26 protein-coding genes are annotated in these 23,748 nt (G+C 68.6%); 20 read left to right on the forward strand and 6 right to left on the reverse strand.

Annotated elements, in window-relative coordinates:
* Window positions 1-4 precede the first annotated feature (4 nt).
* The 4 genes from efp to OHA40_RS27740 all read left to right on the forward strand — a co-directional run bounded on the left by efp (window position 5) and on the right by OHA40_RS27740 (window position 1,744).
* Window positions 5-568 carry an elongation factor P gene (efp, locus tag OHA40_RS27725; protein ID WP_330229786.1) on the forward strand — a complete coding sequence of 188 codons (564 nt, stop codon included), beginning with the start codon at window positions 5-7 and terminating at the stop codon, window positions 566-568.
* A gap of 34 nt (window positions 569-602) precedes the next feature.
* Window positions 603-1,112 (forward strand): transcription antitermination factor NusB, encoded by a 510-nt coding sequence (nusB, locus tag OHA40_RS27730; protein WP_330229787.1) that lies wholly within the window; start codon window positions 603-605, stop codon window positions 1,110-1,112.
* On the forward strand, window positions 1,109-1,372 hold the full coding sequence (locus tag OHA40_RS27735) for a YciI family protein (RefSeq protein WP_330229788.1): 264 nt from the start codon (window positions 1,109-1,111) through the stop codon (window positions 1,370-1,372). The genes nusB and OHA40_RS27735 overlap by 4 nt, the downstream gene beginning before the upstream one ends.
* A 249-nt stretch (window positions 1,373-1,621) precedes the next feature.
* A complete protein-coding gene (locus tag OHA40_RS27740) occupies window positions 1,622-1,744 on the forward strand; it encodes a hypothetical protein (RefSeq protein WP_330229789.1) in 123 nt (40 codons plus the stop codon).
* Here OHA40_RS27740 and OHA40_RS27745 read toward each other — a convergent pair.
* Window positions 1,734-2,993 carry an SLC13 family permease gene (locus tag OHA40_RS27745; RefSeq protein WP_330229790.1) on the reverse strand — a complete coding sequence of 420 codons (1,260 nt, stop codon included), beginning with the start codon at window positions 2,991-2,993 and terminating at the stop codon, window positions 1,734-1,736. The genes OHA40_RS27740 and OHA40_RS27745 overlap by 11 nt on opposite strands.
* A gap of 148 nt (window positions 2,994-3,141) precedes the next feature.
* Between OHA40_RS27745 and OHA40_RS27750 the strand changes: the two genes are divergently transcribed.
* The 4 genes from OHA40_RS27750 to OHA40_RS27765 all read left to right on the forward strand — a co-directional run bounded on the left by OHA40_RS27750 (window position 3,142) and on the right by OHA40_RS27765 (window position 6,236).
* On the forward strand, window positions 3,142-3,630 hold the full coding sequence (locus OHA40_RS27750; RefSeq protein ID WP_330229791.1) for a DMT family transporter: 489 nt from the start codon (window positions 3,142-3,144) through the stop codon (window positions 3,628-3,630).
* Window positions 3,631-3,758: 128 nt separating this feature from the next.
* Window positions 3,759-4,199 (forward strand): DMT family transporter, encoded by a 441-nt coding sequence (locus tag OHA40_RS27755; protein WP_330229792.1) that lies wholly within the window; start codon window positions 3,759-3,761, stop codon window positions 4,197-4,199.
* A 152-nt stretch (window positions 4,200-4,351) separates the two neighbouring features.
* Window positions 4,352-4,948 carry a DUF4334 domain-containing protein gene (locus tag OHA40_RS27760; protein WP_330229793.1) on the forward strand — a complete coding sequence of 199 codons (597 nt, stop codon included), beginning with the start codon at window positions 4,352-4,354 and terminating at the stop codon, window positions 4,946-4,948.
* Between the two features lie 58 nt (window positions 4,949-5,006).
* On the forward strand, window positions 5,007-6,236 hold the full coding sequence (locus OHA40_RS27765; RefSeq protein WP_330229794.1) for an FAD-dependent oxidoreductase: 1,230 nt from the start codon (window positions 5,007-5,009) through the stop codon (window positions 6,234-6,236).
* A 33-nt stretch (window positions 6,237-6,269) separates the two neighbouring features.
* Here OHA40_RS27765 and OHA40_RS27770 read toward each other — a convergent pair whose 3' ends face one another.
* On the reverse strand, window positions 6,270-7,436 hold the full coding sequence (locus OHA40_RS27770) for a serpin family protein (RefSeq protein ID WP_330229795.1): 1,167 nt from the start codon (window positions 7,434-7,436) through the stop codon (window positions 6,270-6,272).
* 41 nt (window positions 7,437-7,477) lie between these two features.
* Window positions 7,478-8,461 carry a quinone oxidoreductase family protein gene (locus OHA40_RS27775; protein ID WP_330229796.1) on the reverse strand — a complete coding sequence of 328 codons (984 nt, stop codon included), beginning with the start codon at window positions 8,459-8,461 and terminating at the stop codon, window positions 7,478-7,480.
* A gap of 85 nt (window positions 8,462-8,546) precedes the next feature.
* Between OHA40_RS27775 and OHA40_RS27780 the strand changes: the two genes are divergently transcribed.
* Window positions 8,547-9,122 (forward strand): TetR/AcrR family transcriptional regulator, encoded by a 576-nt coding sequence (locus tag OHA40_RS27780; protein WP_330229797.1) that lies wholly within the window; start codon window positions 8,547-8,549, stop codon window positions 9,120-9,122.
* Window positions 9,123-9,313: 191 nt separating this feature from the next.
* Here OHA40_RS27780 and OHA40_RS27785 read toward each other — a convergent pair whose 3' ends face one another.
* The 3 genes from OHA40_RS27785 to OHA40_RS27795 form a co-directional block, all read right to left on the reverse strand.
* Entirely contained in the window at window positions 9,314-10,027 is a 714-nt protein-coding gene (locus OHA40_RS27785) for an HD domain-containing protein (RefSeq protein WP_330229798.1), read from the reverse strand.
* Window positions 10,028-10,182: 155 nt separating this feature from the next.
* Window positions 10,183-10,632, reverse strand: a complete 450-nt coding sequence (locus OHA40_RS27790; RefSeq protein ID WP_330229799.1) for an SgcJ/EcaC family oxidoreductase — start codon at window positions 10,630-10,632, stop codon at window positions 10,183-10,185.
* A gap of 78 nt (window positions 10,633-10,710) precedes the next feature.
* A complete protein-coding gene (locus OHA40_RS27795; protein ID WP_330229800.1) occupies window positions 10,711-11,337 on the reverse strand; it encodes an alpha-ketoglutarate-dependent dioxygenase AlkB in 627 nt (208 codons plus the stop codon).
* A 249-nt stretch (window positions 11,338-11,586) separates the two neighbouring features.
* Here OHA40_RS27795 and pyrR point away from each other — a divergent pair, with 249 nt between their 5' ends.
* The 11 genes from pyrR to coaBC all read left to right on the forward strand — a co-directional run bounded on the left by pyrR (window position 11,587) and on the right by coaBC (window position 23,562).
* Entirely contained in the window at window positions 11,587-12,234 is a 648-nt protein-coding gene (gene pyrR, locus OHA40_RS27800; RefSeq protein ID WP_330229801.1) for a bifunctional pyr operon transcriptional regulator/uracil phosphoribosyltransferase PyrR, read from the forward strand.
* On the forward strand, window positions 12,231-13,190 hold the full coding sequence (locus OHA40_RS27805) for an aspartate carbamoyltransferase catalytic subunit (RefSeq protein WP_330229802.1): 960 nt from the start codon (window positions 12,231-12,233) through the stop codon (window positions 13,188-13,190). Before pyrR ends, OHA40_RS27805 begins: the two co-directional genes overlap by 4 nt.
* Complete coding sequence (locus OHA40_RS27810) at window positions 13,187-14,503, forward strand: dihydroorotase (protein WP_330229803.1); 1,317 nt, start codon at window positions 13,187-13,189, stop codon at window positions 14,501-14,503. The genes OHA40_RS27805 and OHA40_RS27810 overlap by 4 nt, the downstream gene beginning before the upstream one ends.
* 117 nt (window positions 14,504-14,620) lie before the next feature.
* Window positions 14,621-15,142, forward strand: a complete 522-nt coding sequence (locus OHA40_RS27815) for a PH-like domain-containing protein (protein ID WP_330229804.1) — start codon at window positions 14,621-14,623, stop codon at window positions 15,140-15,142.
* Complete coding sequence (gene carA / locus OHA40_RS27820; protein WP_330229805.1) at window positions 15,139-16,266, forward strand: glutamine-hydrolyzing carbamoyl-phosphate synthase small subunit; 1,128 nt, start codon at window positions 15,139-15,141, stop codon at window positions 16,264-16,266. Before OHA40_RS27815 ends, carA begins: the two co-directional genes overlap by 4 nt.
* Entirely contained in the window at window positions 16,266-19,574 is a 3,309-nt protein-coding gene (carB, locus tag OHA40_RS27825; protein ID WP_330229806.1) for a carbamoyl-phosphate synthase large subunit, read from the forward strand. Before carA ends, carB begins: the two co-directional genes overlap by 1 nt.
* Before the next feature lie 25 nt (window positions 19,575-19,599).
* The gene (pyrF, locus tag OHA40_RS27830) at window positions 19,600-20,424 is read left to right on the forward strand and encodes an orotidine-5'-phosphate decarboxylase (protein ID WP_330234407.1); all 825 of its coding nucleotides are present in this window, start codon (window positions 19,600-19,602) and stop codon (window positions 20,422-20,424) included.
* Between the two features lie 565 nt (window positions 20,425-20,989).
* Complete coding sequence (mihF, locus tag OHA40_RS27835) at window positions 20,990-21,310, forward strand: integration host factor, actinobacterial type (protein WP_330229807.1); 321 nt, start codon at window positions 20,990-20,992, stop codon at window positions 21,308-21,310.
* Window positions 21,311-21,318: 8 nt separating this feature from the next.
* Complete coding sequence (gene gmk / locus OHA40_RS27840; protein ID WP_330229808.1) at window positions 21,319-21,903, forward strand: guanylate kinase; 585 nt, start codon at window positions 21,319-21,321, stop codon at window positions 21,901-21,903.
* Between the two features lie 104 nt (window positions 21,904-22,007).
* Window positions 22,008-22,289, forward strand: a complete 282-nt coding sequence (gene rpoZ, locus OHA40_RS27845; RefSeq protein WP_040780043.1) for a DNA-directed RNA polymerase subunit omega — start codon at window positions 22,008-22,010, stop codon at window positions 22,287-22,289.
* 49 nt (window positions 22,290-22,338) lie between these two features.
* Window positions 22,339-23,562 carry a bifunctional phosphopantothenoylcysteine decarboxylase/phosphopantothenate--cysteine ligase CoaBC gene (coaBC, locus tag OHA40_RS27850; RefSeq protein WP_330229809.1) on the forward strand — a complete coding sequence of 408 codons (1,224 nt, stop codon included), beginning with the start codon at window positions 22,339-22,341 and terminating at the stop codon, window positions 23,560-23,562.
* Window positions 23,563-23,748: the final 186 nt, after the last annotated feature.

Raw genomic sequence — 23,748 nt, forward strand, 5'->3', positions numbered from 1 at the left:
GACAGTGGCGGACACCAGCGACTTCAAGAACGGCCTTGTGCTGAAGATCGACGGTCAGCTCCAGCAGATCATCGAATTCCAGCACGTCAAGCCGGGCAAGGGCCCCGCCTTCGTGCGGACCAAGCTGAAGAACGTCGTGTCCGGCAAGGTGGTCGACAAGACCTTCAACGCCGGCGTGAAGGTCGAGACCGCCAACGTCGACCGCCGCGACATGACCTACCTCTACCACGACGGCACCGACTACGTCTTCATGGACGGCGAGACCTTCGACCAGATCTCCATCGCCGAGGAGACCATCGGCGGCGGCGCCCGCTTCCTGCTGGAGAACATGACCGTGCAGGTCGCCACGCACGAGGGCGCGCCGCTGTACGTCGAGCTGCCGGTCTCGGTCGAGCTCGAGGTCACCCACACCGATATCGGCCTGCAGGGCGACCGTTCCACCGGCGGCACCAAACCCGCCACCCTGGAGACCGGCGCCGAGGTGCAGGTTCCGCTGTTCATCAACACCGGCGACAAGCTGCGGATCGACTCGCGCGACGGCAGCTACCTCGGCCGGGTCAACGCCTGATCCCCGAGCCAGGTGATCCGGGGATAATGTGATCGTGGCGGACCAGCCCGGGGACAAGAAGTCCACATACAAGAAGCTCGGCGCGCGGCACAAGGCCCGCCGCCGTGCGGTCGATCTGTTGTTCGAGGCGGAGGCCAGGGACATAGACGCCGCCGACCTGCTCGACGAGCGCGCCGAGCTGGCCACCCGCGACCAGGCGGTCGCGCCGGTGCACGCCTATACCCGCATCCTGGTCGAGGGCGTCGCCGACGACCTCGACCGGGTGGACGGCACCATCGAGTCCTACCTGCAGGACTGGACCCTGTCGCGGCTTCCGGCGGTGGATCGGGCGATTCTGCGCATCGCGGTGTGGGAGTTGTTCCACGCGACCGACGTCCCACCGGTCGTCGCCGTCGACGAGGCGGTGGAGCTGGCCAAGGAGCTGTCCACCGACGACTCTCCGTCCTTCGTCAACGGGGTGCTCGGTCAGGTCGTCCTGGTGGCGCCGCAGGTGCGCGCCGCGGCGGCCGCCACCCGCGCACCGCGCCGGGAGCCCGAGGCGTGAACAAGTACCTCGTCCTGGTGATGCGCACGCCGCGGTTCGACGCCGCCGTCATCGAACCGCACCGGCAGTTCCTGCAGTGGCTGCACGAGCGCGGGCAGCTGCAGGAGAGCGGCCGCTTCACCGACGGCACCGGTGGCGCATATGTCATCTACGCCGAAAACCTCGACGCCGCACGGGAAATCGCGTTCGCCGATCCCGTGCATACAACGGGCGCCTCGGAACTCACCGTCCACGAGTGGGAAATCACCGCGCCGAGCTGAGTTCGGTGGTGTCGCACACGCTCCGGTGACGCGCTCCGGATTTCGGCGCACGAGCGCAGGACTCGGCGGCTCCAGCGGCCTGCTCGACCGTGCCGCCCCTGTCGCGGGGTCGGTCCTTCGAGTAGTGCATCGCTCGGGAATTATGGTGCCGCAACGTATTTCGGCGCTCGTGACTCCCGCTGGTGGGTGTACGGATGACCAGCGGGAGCACGGCCGGAACCGGGTGGTTCCACGCCCGATCCTCATACCTTGACCTCACTCGAGGTCAAGGGCATGGAACGTGCTGTGTACCACGCCGGGCCGCCCGCCTCGGAGATCCTGGACCCGTCCAGCGAACTGCGTGCCAAGAGCCATGCGATGGCTAGCCCGTGACCAACAGCCCCGCGACGGCGCCTGCGGTGGCGACGATGGCGAGGACGAGGCCGGTCACGACGAAACGCCGCATAGGGACGCGCACGCCGTGTGTACGGCAGAACTCCAGGCACAGCAGCGTGGCGAGCGAGCCCCACGGTGTGACGATCGGGCCGATATTGGTGCCGATGAGCAGTGCGAGAAGCTGGTCGCCGTTCTGCGTGGGAATCACCGCTTCGCCCGCGGTGTAGGCCGGCAAGTTGTTGGCGAGATTGCCGAGGGTGGCGCCCGCCGCGGCGGCCCGGAATGCACCGGACGCACCGGAGTCGGTGCCGATCAAAGCGTGCATCGAATCGGCGAGGCCGAATCGGCTCAGAGTGGGCACGACCAGGAACAGGCCGACCACGAAAACGAGCAGCCGCCATGGGACCAGCGACAGGCGCAAGGCGCTGCGGTCGAAGACGGCGAACGCCGTCACCGCGATGGCGGCTGCGAGGGTGGCTGCGATGCCGATCCGATCACCGACAAGGGGAATCGCGAGGATGAACAGCAGGCAGGCCCCCGCCGTGGTCGATGACAGCGCGCGCTCCCGGGAATTCGCCGGGCGGATCGGTTCGGGTGGCACATAGCGGTCGGTTTTCCGTCGTTCGCGCCGCCAGTACCACAGCCAGAGGCACGCCATCGTCGCGGCGATCGAAACCAGTTGCGGCGCCCACATCCGCGCCGCGAATTCGGTCGCGGTGAGTGCCACCCGATCGGCGGCGAGCAGGTTGGTGAGGTTGGAGACCGGTAGCAGCAGGCTCGCGGTGTTGGCGAGCCAGAGGGTGGTCATGGCCAGCGGCAGCGGCGGAATCCGGGCGGGCGCCGCGAGTGCCAGCATGACCGGGGTGATCAGCACGGCCGTGGTGTCGAGATTCAGCAGGATCGTGGTGGCCGAGGCGAACAGCACGCAGAGGCCGAACAACGCCGGGTAGCGCCCGCGACCGAGAATCGCGAAGCGATGGGCGATGGCGTCGAAGACCTTGGCCTTCCTGGTGAGTTCGGCCAGCACGATGACGCTGCCGAGAAACAGTAGGAGCGGGCCGATCCGGCGCATGTTCGCGGCGGCCTCATCGCGGGGCAGCAGCCCGGTGAGCACGCACAGCAGACCGGCCGCCAACAACCCCAGCCGGACCACGTCCGGGATGCTCAGCCGGAATCCGGGGGAGGTCGCCTGTGTCGTCGCACGCGCGGCTGGGTTCCGCGGGGAGGAATCGACCAGTTCGGGCATCGGCTGCCATCATGTCATTATATTGATCGTGCCGTTAGATAATGGTACGTTGCCTGGGTCATCAGGTGTACTCGGATGCCGATCGGCCCATTCAAGAAGCCGAAGTGGTTGTGTCCGAGGCGATTCCGCCAAGCCAAGGATGTGGCCCATGACCATCATGGTTGGACTGGTATTTCTCTTCATCCTGGTCGGCGGTGGCCTACGGTCGGCCGAAGCAGGCTGCCAGAACACCTTGATGAACCACATCCGGAACATGTGGCTCTGCGCGGTGATCTCGTATGCCGTTGCGCTGACCGGATTTTCCGTCTTCCTCGCACTGTCCTCGAAGACGCCGTGGCCGAGTCTCGACGACGTGCGGAACATGCCGTGGTGGGCGCCGTTCGGTGGCCTGTTGGGCGGAGCGGCGGTGATCGGCATGATCGCCGTCGCCCGATACGTCGGCGTGGCGACGTTCAGTGCACTCGTGATCATCGGCGAGATGGTGGTCGCCCTGATCATGGATCACTTCGGACTCATGGGATTCGAGGAGCGGTCCGCCAGCCTTCCCCGTCTCGTGGCATGCGGGTTGATCACGCTCGCGATCTATCTGATGGCTGAGGAACCCGCGGCGGGCGAGCGCAGCGCCAGCGTGACCTGACCGCAGAGTACTGACACCCTGCTGCCGGTTGCCTGTCCGCCCTTCGCATCCTCCGGAGATCCTCGATGACGGTTCGAACCGCCGAAACCCGTACCGCGCTGCCGCCTGTCACGACCGCACTCATCTTCGTGTTCATCCTCGTCGGCGGCGCGCTCCGGTCGGTCGAGGCCGGTTGCCAGAACTCGCTGAAGCTCGCGCTGAAAAATGTCTGGTTGTGCGGCGTGATCTCCTACGCCGTGGCCTTCACGGGTTTCGCGATCTTCTTGGTGGTGTCGCTGGTGGTTTCCGCCGACCGGCCGTGGCCGAGCAGGGCGGATATCCGGAGCATGCCCCGGTGGGCGCCGTTCGGCGGGCTACTCGGCGGGGCGGCCATCCTGGCGATGATCGCCGTGGCTTCCGATGTCGGAGCCAGCACCTTCAATGCCCTGATCATCGCCGGGCAGATGTTCGGCGCCCTCGCGATCGACCACTTCGGACTGATGGGCTTCCCGCGGCGGGCGGTGAGCCCCAAGCGCGTCGCAGCGTGCGCCATGATCATTACCGGCATCTATCTGATGGCGGCCTACTGAACGCCCGGAAGCCGCGGCGCGGCGTCCGAGTGTGGACGACTGCGAAGATCGGTACCGACGACGGATGCCGATAGCCGGGCGATGGACGCCCTTGGTGAGAGAAAGATAGTGTATCTCTCGCAAAGTTGCGTCGATGCGGAAGTAGGGATGATATGGGCGCGAACGAGCCGACCGTGACGGACATCCGTAGCGCGGAGGAGGCGTTGGCGCTGTTCGACCGCCTGCCCGCGGCACGGGTCGCGGAGATCACGACAGGACGTTGGCGCGGCGAAGAACTGCATACCGGTCACTCACTCGACGGCGTGCTCGGAGCCTCCGGGTGGTACGGCAAGCAGTTCGATGGTCCCGACAGCGTGCATCCGCTGCTGTTCACCGCGGGGGGTGCGGTATTTCCGGTCGATCCGCGCCGGGTTCCGCTCGCACTGGCCGGCCGGGTTCCGCTGTCCGGGGTGCGCGCGATGCGCAAGATGCTGCCGATCCTCAGGCCCGCGTTGCGAACCCACGCCCCGACCGCGCGTCTGCGCGAGGTGGAGTATCGCGGCGTGACCAGTGCCGGGATGATCTACGACCATCTCCCGATCATCGATCACTTCCGGCGCGCCGACGAGCACACCCTGCTCGGCGTGATGGACCTGCGCGGCTTGGCCGAACCGTATTTCTTCGTCCTGCGCAGGGAAACTCGACTGAGGTCGCCGCGGAACCGGACGACCGTTGCCGATCCCGGTCCGGCGCCGCCCGCCCCGCACTAGGATTTGCGCAGACAGGCGACACCTTGCGGCGATGCGGCGACCGAGGAAGGGACAGTCGATGGAGCGCACGACCTGCCTGGTGGTCGGCGGGGGACCGGCCGGAATGATCCTCGGACTGCTGCTGGCCCGCGCAGGCGTCGAGGTCACGGTGCTGGAGAAGCACAAGGACTTCCTGCGGGACTTCCGCGGCGACACCGTGCATCCCACCACCCTCGACCTGCTCGACGAACTGGGTCTCGGCGCTGAGTTCGCGAAACTGCCCGCGCGCAAAGTGGATCAGGTGCAACTGCCGGTCGCGGGCGGCGTGCAGACCCTCGTCACGCTGAAGAATCTGCCGGGCAAGCACAAATACATCGCCATGGTCCCGCAATGGGATCTGCTGGATCTGCTCGCGCGCGCCGCCGAGGCCGAGCCGACCTTCCGGCTCCGGATGAACACCGAGGCCACCGACCTGATCTGGATCGACGGAAGGGTCGGCGGTGTCGCCTACCGGACCCTGGACGGCGCGACCGGCGCGATCGAGGCCGACCTCACCGTGGCCTGCGACGGCCGTGGTTCACTGCTGCGGTCGGCGGCGGGACTGCCGACCCGCAAGTGGTCGACGCCGATGGACGTGTGGTGGTTTCGTCTGCCGCGCAACGAGATCGATCCCGCGGGCGCGCTGCCGATCGTCACCGCCCGGCGAGTGGCGGTCCTGCTCGACCGCGGCGACTACTGGCAGTGCGCGACCCTGATCGCCAAGGGCGCCGACGAGTCCGCCCGCCGCGGGCCGGTCGAGGACATCATGCGCACCCTGGCCGATGCCGCCCCGTGGCTTCGCGACCGCCTCGACGCCTTGACCAGCTGGGACGAGGTGAAACTGCTGGATGTGAAGCTCGACCGCCTGACCAAGTGGTACACCAACGGCCTGCTCTGCCTCGGCGACGCCGCCCATGCCATGTCCCCGGCCGGCGGCGTCGGCATCAATCTGGCGGTGCAGGATGCCGTTGCCGCGGCGAGAATTCTTGCCGCGCCGCTGCTCTCGGGAACCGTGGGAACCAGGGAGCTGGCGAAGGTGCAGCGACGGCGGAGGTTCCCGACCGTGGTGACCCAGGCGGTGCAACGGTTCCTGCACACCTGGGCCATCACCCCGGCCCTCGAGGGGCGCATCGATATCGCCGGTTCCCCTCGCGCACCCTTGCCGGTGCGCATCCTGCGCCGAATTCCGGTGCTGCGCAGCGTCCCACCGTTCCTGATCGCCCGCGGCGTGCGACCCGAACACGCACCACACTTCGCGCGCTGTGTGTGAGGTGCAGCGCCTTCAGCTCGTCTGTCGGAGGAGTTACGCCGAGCCGGCGGGAGGTGAGGTGGGTGGGGTGGCAATCCAGCCCGCGACGACTGCCAATCCCGTCGGGCGGTGTACGGCGAGGAATCCGAAGGGCCGGTCGAACGTTACCGACATGACGGTCGCCTGGTAGTTCCGCAGTGCCGCGCTCGCCGCGCGTAAGCCGAACGCGGTCACCGCGGCGGCTTCGAAACCATCGTGGCTGAACCGGGCCAGAACCTCTTGGGCTCCTTGGCCGACGCACAGCGGCACGGGGGAGATCGCGGGGAAATGACCACTGGTGCAGTCGGTCGCGGCGGTCAGGCCGAACAATCCGGGCCCGGCGAGCAGATCGTGGGTGGATCGCACCTCGAAAGGTGGCAGCCGAAGTCGCAGCTGGTCGGCGTTGGCCGGGACCTCCTCGGTGCGCACGGTGAGCCCCGGCCCTTCGGTCCCGACCGGCAGGCCGGTACGGATCGGCACCGCGTCGGACAGGGCCGCCAAACCCGTTCCGAGTACGGTGCCGGGCGCGCTCGGGCCGAGGAGGAGGTGGACGTCGAGATCGGCGGCCCCTTCGACGATGACTCGGGTAACCGGTTGCGGGGCGTCCAGAATCGCCGCGTTCGTGAGGCCGGTGCTCGTCCGGGACAACCCGGGCCCGCGATGTCCCTGCCACGGGCCGTCTTTCGGGGCCAGCATCCCGACCTCGAATGGCACGCGCCACCGGGTCTTCGCGACAAGCGCGGTGGCGAGCACCATCAGCGTGTCGGGATTCACCGAGAGGGGGAATCGCTCGATGAGCCCGTCGGTGTGCCGGGCCGCCCAGCCGTCGAGTTCGGCCTGCCCGGCCAATCGCGCGAGGACGCCCGCGGGCAGTCGCCCCGACCACTCCTCGTGCAGCGGAAGATCGTGGCGCACCCACACCCCGAGCGCGGCTGATACCGCCTCCGCGCCTTCGATGTCGCGCAGCAGCCGCAACCCTGCGTCCTGCCCGTTCGCCCCGGGCACTCCGATCGCCGCCGCGAGTTCGTCCCGTGCTGAACCCTCCGCCGCGGAAGCGAGCAGGGCCAGCAACGGCCACACCCCCGCCCCGGACACGACGAAGTCCCGCTGGCTCACCTCCGCGCACCATCGAGCGGTGAGCGCGTTCGCGGCCCCGACATGGAGTTCCAGAGAAGTCCGCACGACCCCACACTATCCGCGGCGGCGTCGGCGTCGCCTCGTGCCTACGACACGCCGGGCGCCGGCCGCAACACGATCTTGCCCAGCGGCGTCCGATCCTCCAGCAGCCGATGTGCGCGGCTTGCCTGGTCCAGCGGCAGCACCGCCTCGACCAGCGGATCCAGCCCGCCCGCGGCGGCGCGGGCCAGAACGGCGCTGCCCGCCTTGGCAACCCGGTCCAGCCAGTCGGGTCCGGCGCAGCCGGTGAAGGTGAGCCCGCGCATGATCAGATCACTCGCCGAGACCTGCGCGGGTGCGCCGGACAGCCAGCCATAGCCCAGCATCCGGCCGCGCAGGGGAGTCATGAGATCGAGCAGTTCGGCGGCGGTCGCGCCGCCGATCGCATCGAAGACCACGTCCACGGTTGCGCCGCCGAGGGTTTCGCGCAACCGCATGGTCCACGTCGGGTCGTTGTGGTCGATCACCTCGTCGGCGCCCAGATTGCGTGCCTGCGCCGCCTTTTCCGGACCGCCGGCGGTCGCGACGACGCGGGCCGCGCCGTATTCCTTGGCGAGCTGGGTCAGGCTGCTACCGATGCCCGTGGCGGCGGCCTGGATGAGGACGGTCTCACCTCCGGTCAGCGTGGCGGTTTCCAGGAGCGGAATCGCCACCGATCCGTTCATCAGTACGGCCGCCGCGTCTACCGACGACAGCCCGTCCGGAATGAACACCACCGAATCCGCTGGGGCGGCGACGAATTCGGCGTAGGCGCCGAAACCCTTGGTAGCCACGACCACGCGCTGCCCGATCAGCGCGGGATCGACCTGCCTGCCGACCTCGGCGACGACGGCTGCCGCCTGAAAACCGAAGATCAGTGGTGGCGGCGCGCCCAGTGGAAAGTCCCCGGAGCGCAATTTGGTCTCCGGGTAGAGCACGGGGATCGCCTCGGCACGGATCACCACCTCGTCCGGGCCCGCCTGTGGTGCGGGCACCTCCCTGGCGACCAGCACCTCCGGGCCTCCGATGTCCGTCATTACGATTGCCTGCATTACGAACTCCATAACTTGACTGTCGGTCCAGTTGCCTCTCCGAGGATATGGACCGCCGGTCAAGTTGTCCAGGAAAGTGGGTCCGATGGGCGACGAACGGCCGAAGGAACGGGCGGATGCGGCCCGCAACCGGCGTGCGATCCTGGACGCCACCGCCGCTCTGCTCGCCGAGCACGGCGCCGAGGCGATCACCATGGACCGCGTGGCAGCCGCCGCCGGGGTGGGGAAGGGCACGATCTTCCATCGTTTCGGCAACCGGGCCGGGCTGTTGCACGAAATGATCGCCGAGAGCGCACTCACGCTCATGAACGCGATCACCAGCGGCCTGCCGCCGCTGGGGCCCGGCGCGCCCGCGGGCGCTCGCCTGATCGCCTACTTCGACGCGATGACGCGGCTGGTGATCGACAATTCCGAGCTGATGGTCGCCTATCGGACCGTGCCGCCGCATCCGCGGACCGCGGAGTTCCACGCGTTCTGGGACGACCACATCACGACGCTGCTACGCGAAGCCCGGCCCGACCTGGACGCGGACGTGGTGGGCCGTCTGCTGCTCGGCGCACTCAGTGGCGAGCTGGTGCCACGCATGGTCCGCGCGGGCGAGACCGATCGGCTGCTGGCCGCGGTCCGCGAGTTGGTCGAGTCGGTGCTGCGCGGTACGTGAGCGCTCACCCGAGGGCGCCCGGTGTCGCGATCGGCGTGTTGATCACGCCGTGTCAGATGAACAGCAGCAAGGAACGCGACCATGGGCAGCCCCGCTGCCGGCAGTGTGGCGAACTGTTCGATTCGCCTGTGCCGCACGATCTTCCGCTGCGCCGATGAGCAGCTTTCCTGCGCAGCGGGCGGGAGCGGCGATCAGTCGTGCGCGAGAATGGCGTCGAAGCGCTCGTCCGCGCGATCGAGCTGGGCGAGGATGTGCTGCCGGACGTGGTCGGCCAGAGGCGTGTCCGGCCGGGTGACCAGGTCGCGATACACCGCGGTGAGCGGGCGATATTTCGCGGCGAGCCTGGGCATTGCGGGACCGGTGGCGTAGAGGATGCCGACGCCGTTGTCGGTGAAGTCGGAAAGTTTGATGACACGGGCCCAGGGATCGCGGTCCAGGTTGGTCGCGACGTGCTCGCGATACTGGGTCTGTCGGTCGCGCGCCGGGTCGGGTTCCGGATTGGTCACGGCGGCCACCAGGTCGGCCACTCGCTCCCCGAACCTATCGGTGAGCGCGCCCAGCGCGGCGTCCATTGCCGGGCCGGGACGGTCGGCGGCCAGCTCCGCCGCATGATCCTCCACCGAGTCGTGCAGCAGGCCGGCGACGACCACGTCGGGGTCGGTGACCTCGTAGTAGCTGATGATCCGAATCGCCACACGCAGTAGATGACTGAGGTATGGCTCGCGCCCATAACGATCGTCGCGATGCAGGTCCGCCGCGAGATCGAGCGCCGCGGCGAGCCGCGGTGTGTCGGGCAGCTCGGCGATTTCCAGCAAGAGTCGTTCGCGCAGTCCACCCTCGCCGTAGACCTCGCTGATCGTGTGCAGCGGCATCACGGCCAAGACCCCCGCCCCTGGATTGCTCATAGTGCCAGGTTAATGGGATCAGGTGACAAGTGAAAACGGTCCGTTCGCACTCGCTGCCGAATACGCCATGACGCGGGACCGATCCGCGTGGGCGCCGCCCAGTGCGCGGTTGCGAGCTGAGCGGCGCCTCCGCGGGTTCGTGTGCCGTGGGTCGATCACTCGTCCTCGGGTACCAAGGTGTTCTGCCTGGCCGCCGTATACCAGCGCTCGCCCTGCTTGACCAGAACGTAGAGCGCGATCATGGCGTGGTCGTTGTCGAGGAGTGCTCCGTCGGCCGCGGTCGCCCACGCACGCTTGTGAGCGATCGCGACGTCGGGGCGCAGGAACGTGATGTCGGCGACTTCGTAGCGCGCGTACTGGTCTTTCAGGAACCCGGCGAGACCACGGCGGTTCGCGTCGAGCAGCGCGTCGAATCCGGTGATCAACATTCCCGCCGCGTTGACGACAGCCGCGTTGGCGGTGAAGTCACCGGTCAACAGATCGGCATCGTTGGTATTGAACGCGGTCTCGGCGTTGGCGACGATCTGACGGATCGCGGCGATGTCCGCGGTGTGGTCGACCGTCGTGTCCTCGACCAAGGGCGGCGTGAATGCTGTTGTGCTCATGCGGACGAGCTTTCAACCTCGAGGACGGTTCAGGTCAAGTGTGTCGCGTTGTCGGGCGGCGCACAGCAGGCCGGTAGGTCACCGCACGCCGCGCGGACGGAACTGGATGCTGATCCGCGGGCCGGTGGGTTTGCGCGTCTTCGGCACCGCGTGCTCCCAGGTGCGCTGGCAGGAGCCGCCCATGATTAGCAGATCGCCATGTCCCACAACGTATTTCAGGCTCGGCCCGCCGCCGCGCGGACGCAGTAGCAGCGCTCTCGGCGCCCCGATCGACACGATCGCGACCATGGTGTCGTGCGTCGCGCCGCGGCCGAAGGTGTCGCCGTGCCAGGCGACGCTGTCGCGCCCATCCCGGTAGTAGCACAGTCCGGCCGTGCGGAACGGCTCGCCGAGTTCGCGCCGGTAGTGCTCGGACAAGGCGGTGCGCGCGTCGGCCAGGGCGGGATCCGGCAGGGGTTCGTGCTCCTCGTAGAACTTCAGCAGCCGGGGCACGTCGACCACCCGGTCGTACATCGGCCTGCGTTCGGCCTTCCACGGCACGGACTCGGCCAGCCGGTCGAACAGCGCGGCCGCGCCGGACAGCCATCCGGGCAACAGATCCACCCAGGCACCACGGTCGAGCGCGGTACGGCGGATATCGCGCAGCGAGCCGAATTCGGTCTCACCGAACCCGTCGAGCAGCGACCCCTGCAGCGGTGTGGACATGTCGCCGAGCGTACTGCTGATCGAACATATGTGCTAGCGGTTTTCGGTCGAAGTCGTCGATTAGTGCACGATCCGGACCGCGGCTGCTCGCGGTGCGCGAACCGGTGGCACGGCTGCCGCGCGCGAGGAGCCGTGGCCCAGCTCACAGCCCGATATGGCTGGTGAAAGCGAGGGCGGAGGCGCTGCTAGTCTGCTTGCCGTAAGACATCCTTTAACGGACCGTCCGGCGAGGCGGGGAAGGAGGTCGGCATGGCCGTGCCCGAAGAACGGGCCGCCAAGTCCGGCGCTGCCGAGACATCGCAGCGACATGCCCCGGAGTGGGTGGCGGCGGGCCGAGAGCTGTTGTCGGCTTCGGATGTCGGGCGGACCATCGCGCGCATCGCACACCAGATCATCGAGAAGACCGCGTTGGACGCGGGCGATCCGGACGCGCCGCGCGTCGTCCTGATCGGCATTCCCACCCGGGGCACCACGCTGGCCGCCCGGCTCACCGACAAGATCGAGGAATTCTCCGGGGTCCGCCCGGCGCTGGGCTCGCTCGACATCACCCTCTATCGCGACGACCTGCGCAGCCGCCCGCACCGGCCGCTGGAGCGCACCTCCGTTCCGGAAGGCGGCATCGAGGACGCACTGGTCGTCTTGGTCGACGACGTCCTGTTCTCCGGCCGCACCGTCCGTTCCGCTCTCGACGGTCTGCGCGATCTGGGCCGTCCGCGCGCCGTGCAATTGGCGGTGCTCGTCGATCGCGGTCATCGCGAACTGCCGATCCGCGCCGACTACGTCGGCAAGAACGTGCCGACCAACCGGTCCGAGGACATCTCGGTGCTGCTCGCGGAGCACGACGGCCGCGACGGCGTCTACCTGCACCACGGCGAGGAACAGGAGGCGGGCGCGTGAGGCATCTCCTGTCCGTCGCCGGCCTCGATCGCGCCACCGCGACCGAACTGCTCGACGAGGCCGAACGGTTCGAACAAGCCTTGCTCGGCCGCGAGGTGCACAAGCTGCCCACGCTGCGCGGCCGCACCGTGATGACGGTGTTCTACGAGAACTCCACCCGCACCCGGGTCTCGTTCGAGGTCGCGGGCAAATGGATGAGCGCGGACGTGATCAACGTCAGCGCGACCAGTTCCTCGGTCGCCAAAGGTGAATCGCTGCGCGACACCGCGCTGACCCTGCACGCCGCGGGCGCCGACGCGTTGATCGTCCGGCACCCGGCCTCTGGCGCCGCGCACCAGATCGCCCGATGGATGGACGAGTGGGCGGTCTCGGCGGGACGCGTCTCCGGACCGGCCGTCGTGAACGCCGGTGACGGTACGCACGAACACCCGACCCAGGCGCTGCTGGACGCGCTGACCCTGCGGCAGCGGCTCGGCGACATCGAGGGCAAGCGGGTCGTCATCGTCGGCGACATCCTGCACAGCCGAGTCGCGCGGTCGAACGTCTTCCTGCTGGCGACTCTCGGCGCCGAGGTGGTGCTGGTCGCCCCGCGCACGCTACTGCCGGTCGGCGTCGACACCTGGCCCGCCCGTGTCTCACACCACTTGGACGCCGAGCTGATCGGCGCCGACGCGGTGCTGATGCTGCGCGTGCAAGCCGAGCGGATGAACGGCGGGTTCTTCCCGTCGGCCCGCGAATACTCGATCACCTACGGACTGTCCGAGCGCAGGATGGCCCTGCTGGACGACCACGCCGTCGTGCTGCACCCCGGCCCGATGCTGCGCGGCATGGAGATCGCGTCCTCGGTCGCGGACTCCCCGAAAGCCGCAGTGCTGCAACAGGTCACCAACGGTGTACACATGCGGATGGCCGTCCTGTTCCGCCTGCTCGTCGGCACCCAGGAGGCAGTGGCATGAGTGACAACTCCACCGTCCTGATCAAGGGCGTACTGCCCTACGGCGAGGGCCAGCCGGTCGACGTGCTCGTCGCCGACGGCGAGATCCGCGAGATCAGCACCGACCTGGGCTTGGTCGGGGGCGAGATCATCGACGCGCACGGGCAGATTCTGCTGCCGGGCCTCGTCGACCTGCACACCCATCTGCGCGAGCCGGGCCGCGAGGACACCGAGACCATCGAGTCCGGTTCCGCGGCCGCCGCGCTCGGCGGTTACACCGCGGTGTTCGCGATGGCCAACACGAACCCGGTCGCCGACTCGGTGGTCGTCACCGACCACGTGTGGCGCCGGGGCCGGGAGGTCGGCCTGGTCGACGTGTACCCGGTCGGCGCGGTCACCGTCGGGCTCGACGGCAAACAGCTCGCCGAGATGGGCACCATGGCCGCGGGTGTCGGGGCGGTGCGCATGTTCTCCGACGACGGCCACTGTGTTTACGACCCGCTGATCATGCGCCGCGCCTTGGAGTACGCGAACTCGCTCGGCGTGCTGATCGCACAGCACGCCGAGGAGCCGAGGCTGACCAAGGGCGCGATCGCGCACGAGGGACCGACGGCCGCTCGGCTCGGCTTGGCGGGCTGGCCGCGCGCGGCCGAGGAGTCCATCGTGGCGCGTGACGCCCTGCTGGCCCGTGACGCGGGCGCCAGGGTGCACATCTGTCACGCCTCCACCGCGGGCACCGTGGAGTTGGTGAAATGGGCGAAATCCCAGGGTATCTCGATCACTGCCGAGGTCACCCCGCACCACCTGCTGCTCGACGATTCGCGGTTGGAGACCTACGACGCGGTCAACAAGGTCAACCCGCCGCTGCGCGAAGCCTCCGACGCCGCCGCGCTCCGGCGGGCACTGGCCGAAGGGATCATCGACTGCGTCGCCACCGACCATGCCCCACACGCGGAGCAGGACAAGTGCTGCGAGTTCGCCGCCGCCCGTCCCGGCATGCTCGGCTTGGAGACCGCGCTGTCGATCATCGTGCAGACCATGGTGCAGCCGGGGCTGCTGGACTGGCGCGGTGTCGCTCGGGTGATGAGCGAGCGTCCGGCCCAGATCGTCGGCCTCGACGACCATGGCAGGCCGCTCGAGGTCGGCGAGCCGGCGAACCTGACGCTGGTCGACCCGAACGCGAGCTGGACGGTGCGCGGCAGCGAACTCGCCAGCATCTCGCACAACACGCCGTTCGAGGCGATGACCTTCCCGGGCCGGGTCACGGCGACCCTGTTGCGCGGCCGGGTCACCGCCCGCGACGGCAAGGCGGTGCGCAGCCGTGCGGAGGCGTAGATGAGCGAGCGCCGCACATCCGGTACCGCGGCGCGGGCGACGAGCCCGGAGGCGGTCGCGGAGCGTGACCACGTAGGGCTCCGGGAGCGCCGCACATCCAGTACAGGAGGTCCGTAGGTGGAAAGAACGCTCTGGGTTGTCGGGCTGCTCGTCCTGTTCGTGCTGTGCCTGTGGCTGATGTACCGAGGCTGGCGCAACCGTGCCGCGCGGCAGGTGGAGCGCATCGGCGTCCTGCCCGCCGTGCCCGCCGAACTCGGTGCGCAGGTCCTGGAACCGACCACCGGTCTCTATCTGGGCAGCACCATCGCACCCAGCTGGCAGGACCGGATCACGGTGAGCGACTTGGGTTTCCGGGCCACCGCGGAACTCACGCGGTTCGAACGGGGGATTCTGCTCGAACGCGACGGCGCGACGGTGATCTGGATTCCGCAGGAATCCATCACCGCGGTGCGCACCGAACGCGGCCATGCGGGCAAAGTGATGACAGAAGATGGTGTGCTGGTCATTCGCTGGAAACTTCCGACCGGAACCGAGATCGATACCGGTTTCCGTGGCGACGACAAGTCGGTCTACCCGGCCTGGCGGCGGTTTTCGACGGCGGATCAGACCGGCACGATGACGGGAGATGACGAGGGATGACACGAGACACGGGCGGAACCAGCGCAGCACTCGTGCTGGAGGACGGCCGGGTGTTCCGCGGCCGGGCCTACGGCGCCGTGGGCCAGACACTCGGTGAGGCGGTGTTCTGCACCGCGATGACCGGGTATCAGGAGACCCTCACCGATCCGTCCTACCACCGCCAGATCGTGGTGGCCGCCGCGCCGCAGATCGGCAATACCGGCTGGAACGACGAGGACGACGAGTCCGCGAAGATCTGGGTCGCCGGGTACGCCGTGCGCGACCCGGCGCGGCGCGCGTCCAACTGGCGCGCGAGGACGACCCTGCCCGACGAACTCGAGCGCCAGCGGATCGTCGGCATCGCGGGCATCGACACCCGCGCGCTGGTGCGCCACCTGCGCACCCGCGGCTCGATGAAGGCGGGCATCTTCTCCGGTGCCGCGCTCGCCGCCGCCGACGAGCTGGTGGCCAGGGTCAACGGCCAGCCGTCGATGCTCGGTGCCGACCTGGCGGGCGAAGTGAGCACGGACGCGATCTACACGATCGAGCCGGACGGCGAGCACCGGCGCACCGTCGTCGCGGTCGACCTGGGCATCAAGACCAACACCCCGCGCATGTTCGCACAGCGCGGCATGCGGGTGCACGTGGTGTCCTCGACTACGACACTCGACCAGATCCTCGAGTTGAAGCCCGACGGAGTGTTCCTGTCCAACGGCCCCGGCGACCCGGCCACCGCCGACGGCGCGGTCGAGCTGACCCGGGGCGTGCTGGCGAAGGGCCTGCCGCTGTTCGGCATCTGCTTCGGTAACCAGATCCTCGGTCGCGCGCTCGGCCGCGATACCTACAAGATGAAGTTCGGCCACCGCGGTATCAACATCCCGGTGGTCGAGCACGAGACCGGCCGGATCTCGATCACCGCGCAGAACCATGGGTTCGCGCTGGAAGGCGAGCGGGGCGAGCGGTTCGACACCCCCTTCGGCACGGCCGAGGTGAGTCACGTGTGCGCCAACGACGGCACGGTCGAAGGCGTCCGGTTGGTCGACGGCCGCGCCTTCTCCGTGCAGTACCACCCGGAGGCCGCCGCCGGACCCCACGACGCCGCATATCTGTTCGACCGTTTCGCCGGTCTCATGGAAGGAGCCTGATGCCTCGCCGCGAGGATCTCGAGCACATCCTGGTGATCGGTTCTGGCCCGATCGTCATCGGCCAGGCGTGCGAATTCGACTACTCCGGCACGCAGGCGTGCCGGGTGCTGCGGGCCGAGGGCCTGCGGGTGTCGCTGGTCAACTCGAACCCGGCGACGATCATGACCGACCCGGAGTTCGCCGACTCGACCTATGTCGAGCCGATCACGCCGGAGTTCGTCGAGAAGGTGATCGAGAAGGAGCGTCCCGACGCCATCCTGGCCACCCTCGGCGGGCAGACCGCGCTGAACACCGCGGTCGCGCTGCACGAGCGCGGTGTGCTGGCGAAGTACGGAGTGGAGCTGATCGGCGCCGACTTCGACGCCATCCAGCGCGGTGAGGACCGGCAGAAGTTCAAGGACATCGTGGCCAAGGTGGGCGGGGAGAGCGCGCGCTCGCGGGTCTGCTTCACCATGGACGAGGTCCGCGACACGGTGGCCGAACTCGGCTTCCCCGTGGTGGTGCGCCCGTCGTTCACCATGGGCGGTCTCGGCTCCGGCATGGCCTACAACCAGGAGGACCTCGACCGCATCGCGGGCGGCGGCCTGGCCGCCTCGCCCACGGCGAACGTGCTCATCGAGGAGTCCATCCTCGGCTGGAAGGAATACGAGCTCGAGCTGATGCGCGACGGCCGCGACAATGTCGTGGTGGTCTGCTCGATCGAGAACGTCGATCCGATGGGTGTGCACACCGGCGACTCGGTCACCGTCGCCCCGGCCATGACGCTCACCGACCGCGAATACCAGAAGCTGCGCGACCTCGGCATCGCCATCCTGCGCGAGGTCGGCGTCGACACCGGCGGCTGCAATATCCAGTTCGCGGTGGATCCGCGCGACGGCCGCCTGATCGTCATCGAGATGAACCCCCGCGTCTCGCGTTCGTCCGCGCTGGCGTCCAAGGCGACCGGCTTCCCGATCGCGAAGATCGCCGCGAAGCTGGCCATCGGCTACACGCTCGATGAGATCGTCAACGACATCACCAAGGAAACCCCGGCCTGCTTCGAGCCGACCCTGGACTACGTCGTCGTCAAGGCGCCGCGGTTCGCGTTCGAGAAGTTCCCCGGCGCCGACGCCACGCTGACCACCACCATGAAATCGGTGGGCGAGGCGATGTCGCTCGGCCGCAACTTCGCCGAGGCACTGGGCAAGGTGCTGCGTTCGCTGGAGACCAAGGCCACCGGTTTCTGGACCCAGGACGACGGTGCGTGGACCGACGTCGAAGCGATCCTGGAGGATCTGCGCACCCCGACCGAGGGCCGCATCTACCAGGTCGAGCGGGCGCTGCGCCTGGGCGCGAGCATCGAGGCCGTCGCCGCCGCCTCCGGCATCGACCCGTGGTTCGTCGCGGAAGTCGCCGGTCTGGTCGAGCTGCGCCAGGAGGTCGTCGATGCGCCCGTGCTGGACGAGCCGCTGCTGCGCCGGGCCAAGCACTACGGCCTGTCCGATCGGCAGCTGGCCGCGCTGCGCCCGGAGCTGGCGGGGGAGAGCGGCGTGCGCGCGCTGCGGCACCGGCTCGGGATCCGCCCGGTCTTCAAGACCGTCGATACCTGCGCCGCCGAGTTCGACGCCAAGACCCCGTATCACTACTCGGCATACGAGCTCGACCCGGCGGCCGAGTCCGAGGTCGCGCCGCAGCGCGAACGGGAGAAGGTGATCATCCTCGGGTCCGGTCCGAACCGGATCGGCCAAGGTATCGAATTCGACTACTCGTGCGTGCACGCGGCGCAGACGCTGTCCCAGGCCGGGTACGAGACGGTGATGGTCAACTGCAACCCCGAGACCGTCTCCACCGACTACGACACCGCCGACCGCCTCTACTTCGAGCCGCTGACCTTCGAGGACGTGCTCGAGGTCTATCACGCCGAATGCGAATCGGGCACCGTCGCCGGCGTCATCGTGCAGCTGGGCGGGCAGACCCCGCTCGGTCTCGCGCAGCGGCTCACCGAGGCGGGCGTGCCGGTGGTCGGCACCAGCGCGGCCGCCATCGACCTGGCCGAGGATCGCGGCGAGTTCGGCGACGTGCTGGTCACGGCCGGGCTGCCCGCGCCGAAGTACGGCACGGCGACCACCTTCGCGCAGGCCAAGAAGATCGCCGCGGGCATCGGCTACCCGGTGCTGGTGCGCCCGTCCTATGTGCTCGGCGGGCGGGGCATGGAGATCGTCTACGACGAGAAGTCCCTGGAGGGCTACATCTCCCGCGCGACCGCGCTCAGCCCGGAGCACCCGGTTCTGGTGGACCGGTTCCTGGAGGACGCGATCGAGATCGACGTCGACGCGCTGTGCGACGGCGAGGAGGTCTACCTCGGCGGCGTGATGGAGCACATCGAGGAGGCGGGCATCCACTCCGGCGACTCCGCGTGCGCGCTGCCGCCGATCACGCTGGGCCGCAGCGACATCGAGGCGGTGCGCCGCTCCACGGTCGCGCTGGCCAAGGGCATCGGCGTCAAAGGCCTGCTGAACGTGCAGTACGCGCTCAAGGACGACGTGCTCTACGTGCTCGAGGCCAATCCGCGGGCCAGCCGGACGGTTCCGTTCGTGTCCAAGGCGACCGCGGTGCCGCTGGCCAAGGCCGCCGCGCGGATCATGCTCGGCGCCACCATCGCCGAGCTGCGCCAAGAGGGCATGCTGCCGAGCGAGGGCGACGGCGGCCACGTGGCGCTGGATGCCCCGGTCGCGGTCAAGGAGGCCGTGCTGCCGTTCCACCGGTTCCGGCGCGCCGATGGCAGCGGGGTGGATTCGCTGCTGTCGCCGGAGATGAAGTCCACCGGCGAGGTGATGGGAATCGACGCCGATTTCGGCACCGCGTTCGCCAAGAGCCAGACCGCCGCCTACGGCTCGCTGCCCACCGAGGGCACCGTGTTCGTCTCGATCGCGAACCGGGACAAGCGCGCGATGGTCTTCCCGGTGAAGCGCCTCCATGACCTCGGCTTCCGCATCCTCGCCACCGAGGGAACCGCGGAGATGTTGCGTCGCAACGGCATTCCGTGTGAGCGGGTGCGCAAGCACTCCGAGGAAGGCCCGGCCGAGGAGCCGACCATCGTGGAGCAGATCCGCGACGGCGAGATCGACATGGTGTTCAACACCCCGTACGGCAACTCCGGTCCTCGCGTGGACGGCTACGAGATCCGCAGCGCGGCGGTCGGAGTGAACATCCCGTGCATCACCACCGTGCAGGGCGCGGCGGCCGCGGTGCAGGGCATCGAGGCCAGCATCAACGGCGGGATCGGCGTGCGCTCCCTGCAGGAACTGCATTGGGCTCTGCGTGGCTGAGCTTCGGCTGGACGGAGCGGGCGAGATGAAGACCTTCGGCGGCCGGCTGCGGCACGCGATGCGACATTTCGGCCCTGTGTGCGTCGGCATCGACCCGCACCCGGAACTGCTGCGGTCTTGGGGTCTCACCGAGGACGTGGAAGGACTCGAACAGTTCGCCGAGATCTGCGTGGAGGCATTCGACGGCTTGGTCGCGCTGATCAAACCGCAGGTCGCCTTCTTCGAGGCCTACGGCTCGGGCGGGATCGCGGTGCTGGAGCGGACCATCGAGGTGCTGCGTGCCTCGGGGACGCTGGTGCTCGCCGACGCCAAACGCGGCGACATCGGCTCGACCATGGATGCCTACGCCCGCACCTGGCTGGCCGACGGTCCCCTGGGGTCGGACGCGGTCACGGTGTCGCCGTATCTCGGATTCGGTTCGCTGGCACCGGCTTTGACACTCGCCGAGGCCAACCAGCGCGGCATCTTCGTGCTCGCGGCCACGTCGAATCCCGAGGGCGAGCAAGTGCAGCGGGCGGTCACGGCGGACGCGCGCACGGTGGCGCAGACCATGGTCGACGAGGCCGCGGCCCGCAACGCGGGCGCCGAGTTCGGGTCGGTGGGCGTGGTGGTCGGCGCCACGCTGACCCAGGCGCCGGACTTGTCCGCGCTCAACGGCCCGATTCTCATGCCCGGTGTCGGCGCCCAGGGCGGTGGCCCGGAAACGATTCGGGACCTCGTTCCCGAGCCGACGCTGGGAGCCGTTGTCCCGAATGTCTCGCGCGAGGTGCTGCGGGACGGGCCGACGGTCCCGGCACTGCGTGCCAGAGTGCGCGCGCTCCAGGACGTGTTCGCGTTTCTGCAGCGATGACCACGAAGACCGGCGCACCCCGCGCCGGTCTTCGTCGTTTCGGCGGCGGGGCGTGCAGATGCACACACACGTGGTCCATAGCGGGGTCTGTGCGCGTTTCTGCGCCCGTTTCGGCGCCGGATGGGACTCCGATCGCCCGGTCGGCCTGGACTGGCGTCCAGGCCGTATCTGCGGCACAGAATGCCGCGTATCGGGTTCCCGTGGGGGCCCAGTGTGACGCCCGACACGCGGAAAAAACTCGCGACACGCGGAAAATTTCGAGAAAGTTCCTGGTAGGGCGGGTGAGGGGTTGCTGGATCGATGCGAGCCGGTGTCGCAACCCTTCCGCAAACCATTTGGTCTGTCGAAAAAGCCCTGTTCGCGGGGTATTTCGCGGATTCGGAGATACGATCCACACGGTGGCGCGGGCCCGCTGCGCGGTCCGCCGCAGGTGCGTCCACCGCATGAGGAATCATGCGCTGACCTGGGGGGTGGGTTCGCAATCGGCGGACGTCGTGGGTACGGTCGCTGAGACTGCCGGGTTACCGGTAGGAGTTGATGCAATGAACGATGAGACGGAGGAACCGTGGCCCTTCCCCAGCTGACTGACGAGCAGCGCGCCGCTGCTTTGGAGAAGGCGGCTGCCGCTCGCCGCGCTCGGGCGGAGCTCAAGGAGCGCTTGAAGCGTGGCGGCACCAACCTGAAGCAGGTCCTCGCTGACGCCGAGACCAACGAGGTCTACGGCAAGATGAAGGTTTCAGCCCTGCTGGAGGCCTTGCCGAAGGTGGGCAAGGTCAAGGCGGCGGAAATCATGAGCGAGCTGGAGATCGCCCCCACCCGGCGGCTGCGCGGACTCGGCGACCGGCAGCGCAAGGCGCTGCTGGCCCGGTTCGACTTCGACGCCTGACGACGAGGGTGATCGAACACACGCGGAAGGGTCGGCTGGTCGTACTGGTCGGCCCCTCGGCCGTGGGCAAGTCCACCGTGGTCCGCTGCGTCCGCGAGCGACTGCCCGAACTGGTCTTCAGCGTGTCGGCAACGACCCGGGCCCCGCGGCCCGGGGAGGTCGACGGCCTCGACTATCGCTTCGTGTCCCGCGCGGAGTTCGACGCGATGATCGAGGCGGGCGAACTGCTCGAGTGGGCGGACATCCACGGCGGGTTGCAGCGTTCGGGCACCCCCGCAGGGCCGGTGCGCGCCGCTTTGGCGGAGGGCCTCCCCGTGCTCGTCGAAGTGGATCTGGAAGGCGCCCGCTCGGTGCGCCAGGCGATCCCGGAGGGGATCCTGGTGTTCCTCGCCCCGCCGAGCTGGGACGAGTTGGTGGCGCGGCTGACCTCGCGCGGCACCGAGTCGCCCGAGGTGATCGAACGCCGGTTGGAAACCGCCAGGATCGAGCTGGCAGCCTGTGACGAGTTCGACATCGTCATAGTGAACGATGACGTGACCAGCGCCTGTGAGCAGTTGGTATCGTTGTTCGTTAGCACGAATTCGAGTTCGTGATACCCACCTGCGCATGAGTGACTCAGGGCCCGGAGCAGGCGGCCTGCGTCACCAATGCAGGGCCCCTCGTTCATGCGACATCCTAGACAGCAGGAGTCCCTCTAGTGAGCAGTACGGACACCAAGACCGCGCCCGCCTACGACACGCCGGTCGGCCTCACCAACCCGCCGATCGACGAGTTGCTCGAGCGCACCTCGTCCAAGTACGCCCTGGTCATCTACGCGGCCAAGCGGGCCCGTCAGATCAACGACTACTACAACCAGCTCGGCGACGGCATCCTCGAGTACGTCGGCCCGCTGGTCGAGCCGGGTCTGCAGGAGAAGCCGCTGTCGGTCGCGCTGCGCGAGATCCACGCCGATCTGCTCGAGCACTCCGAAGGCGAGTGAGCGTCATCGATCTCCCCGCGAACACGGGGATCAGCCACCCGGAGGCGTAGTGACCACACGGATCGTCGTCGGCGTATCCGGAGGGATCGCCGCCTACAAGGCATGCTCTCTGGTCCGGCGATTCACCGAGACCGGACACGAGGTTCGGGTGATCCCCACCGAGTCGGCGCTGCAGTTCGTCGGTAAGGCGACCTTCGAAGCGCTCTCCGGGAACCCGGTGCACACCGGCGTGTTCGCCGACGTGCCCGAGGTCCCGCACGTTCGGCTGGGCCAGGAGGCGGACCTGGTGGTCATCGCCCCTGCGACCGCCGACCTCATGGCGCGTGCCGCGATCGGCCGCGCCGACGACCTGCTCACCGCCACGTTGTTGACGGCTCGATGTCCGATCCTGTTCGCGCCCGCGATGCACACCGAGATGTGGGAGCATCCGGCGACCGTCGCGAACGTCGCGACGCTGCGCGCCCGCGGTGCGATCGTCATGGAACCCGCGTCGGGCAGGCTCACCGGTACCGACACCGGTCCGGGACGGCTGCCCGAGCCCGAGGAGATCTTCGGCCTCGCGTCGCTGCTCTTGGAGCGCACCGACGCGATCCCACGTGACCTGGAGGGCCGCAGGGTGGTCATCACGGCGGGCGGCACCAGGGAACCGCTCGATCCGGTGCGCTTCCTCGGCAACCGCAGCTCCGGCAAGCAAGGCTACGCGCTCGCTCGGGTCGCGGCCCAGCGCGGCGCCCACGTCACGCTGATCGCGGGCAACACGATCGAGATGGCCGCACCCGCCGCCGTCGACTTGGTGCACATCACCACCGCCGACCAGCTGAAGACCGCAGTCGACAAGCACGCGGTCGGTGCCGACGCGGTGATCATGGCCGCGGCGGTCGCCGATTTCCGGCCGACCAACGTGGCCGCGGCCAAGATCAAGAAGGGCGCGGGCGAGCCCGACGTCATTCCGCTGACCAAGACTGTCGACATCCTCGCCGGTCTGGTGCAGGCGCGGCGCGACGGACAGTTGCCCGGTACCGCGATCGTCGGCTTCGCCGCCGAGACCGGTGACGAGCACGGCGACGTCCTCACCCACGCGCGGGCCAAGCTCGCCCGCAAGGGCTGTGACCTGCTGGTGGTGAACGCGGTCGGCGAGGGCAAGGCGTTCGAGGTGGACACCAACGACGGCTGGTTGCTCGGCGCGGACGGCACCGAGCAGGCGCTCGATCACGGCTCCAAGGCATTGCTCGCGAGCCGGGTACTCGATGCGCTGAGTGTGTTGTTGCGCTGAGTTGGGCTGTGCGCCTGCCAGGATTGCCACCTGATCGGCCGGTGTTCGCGCCGCCGTCATATCGGCATCACCGCCGCGACACCGTGGGTTCAGCTGTCTGGGAGGGCTGCGCATAGGGGTCCGCCGCGTCGGTGGTTTGGAATAGTCTGAGATATAAGGGTTGCGCAGTGGCGACACCGCGTTACT

It is taken from the genome of Nocardia sp. NBC_00508, assembly GCF_036346875.1.
In the GTDB taxonomy this organism is placed as follows: domain Bacteria; phylum Actinomycetota; class Actinomycetes; order Mycobacteriales; family Mycobacteriaceae; genus Nocardia.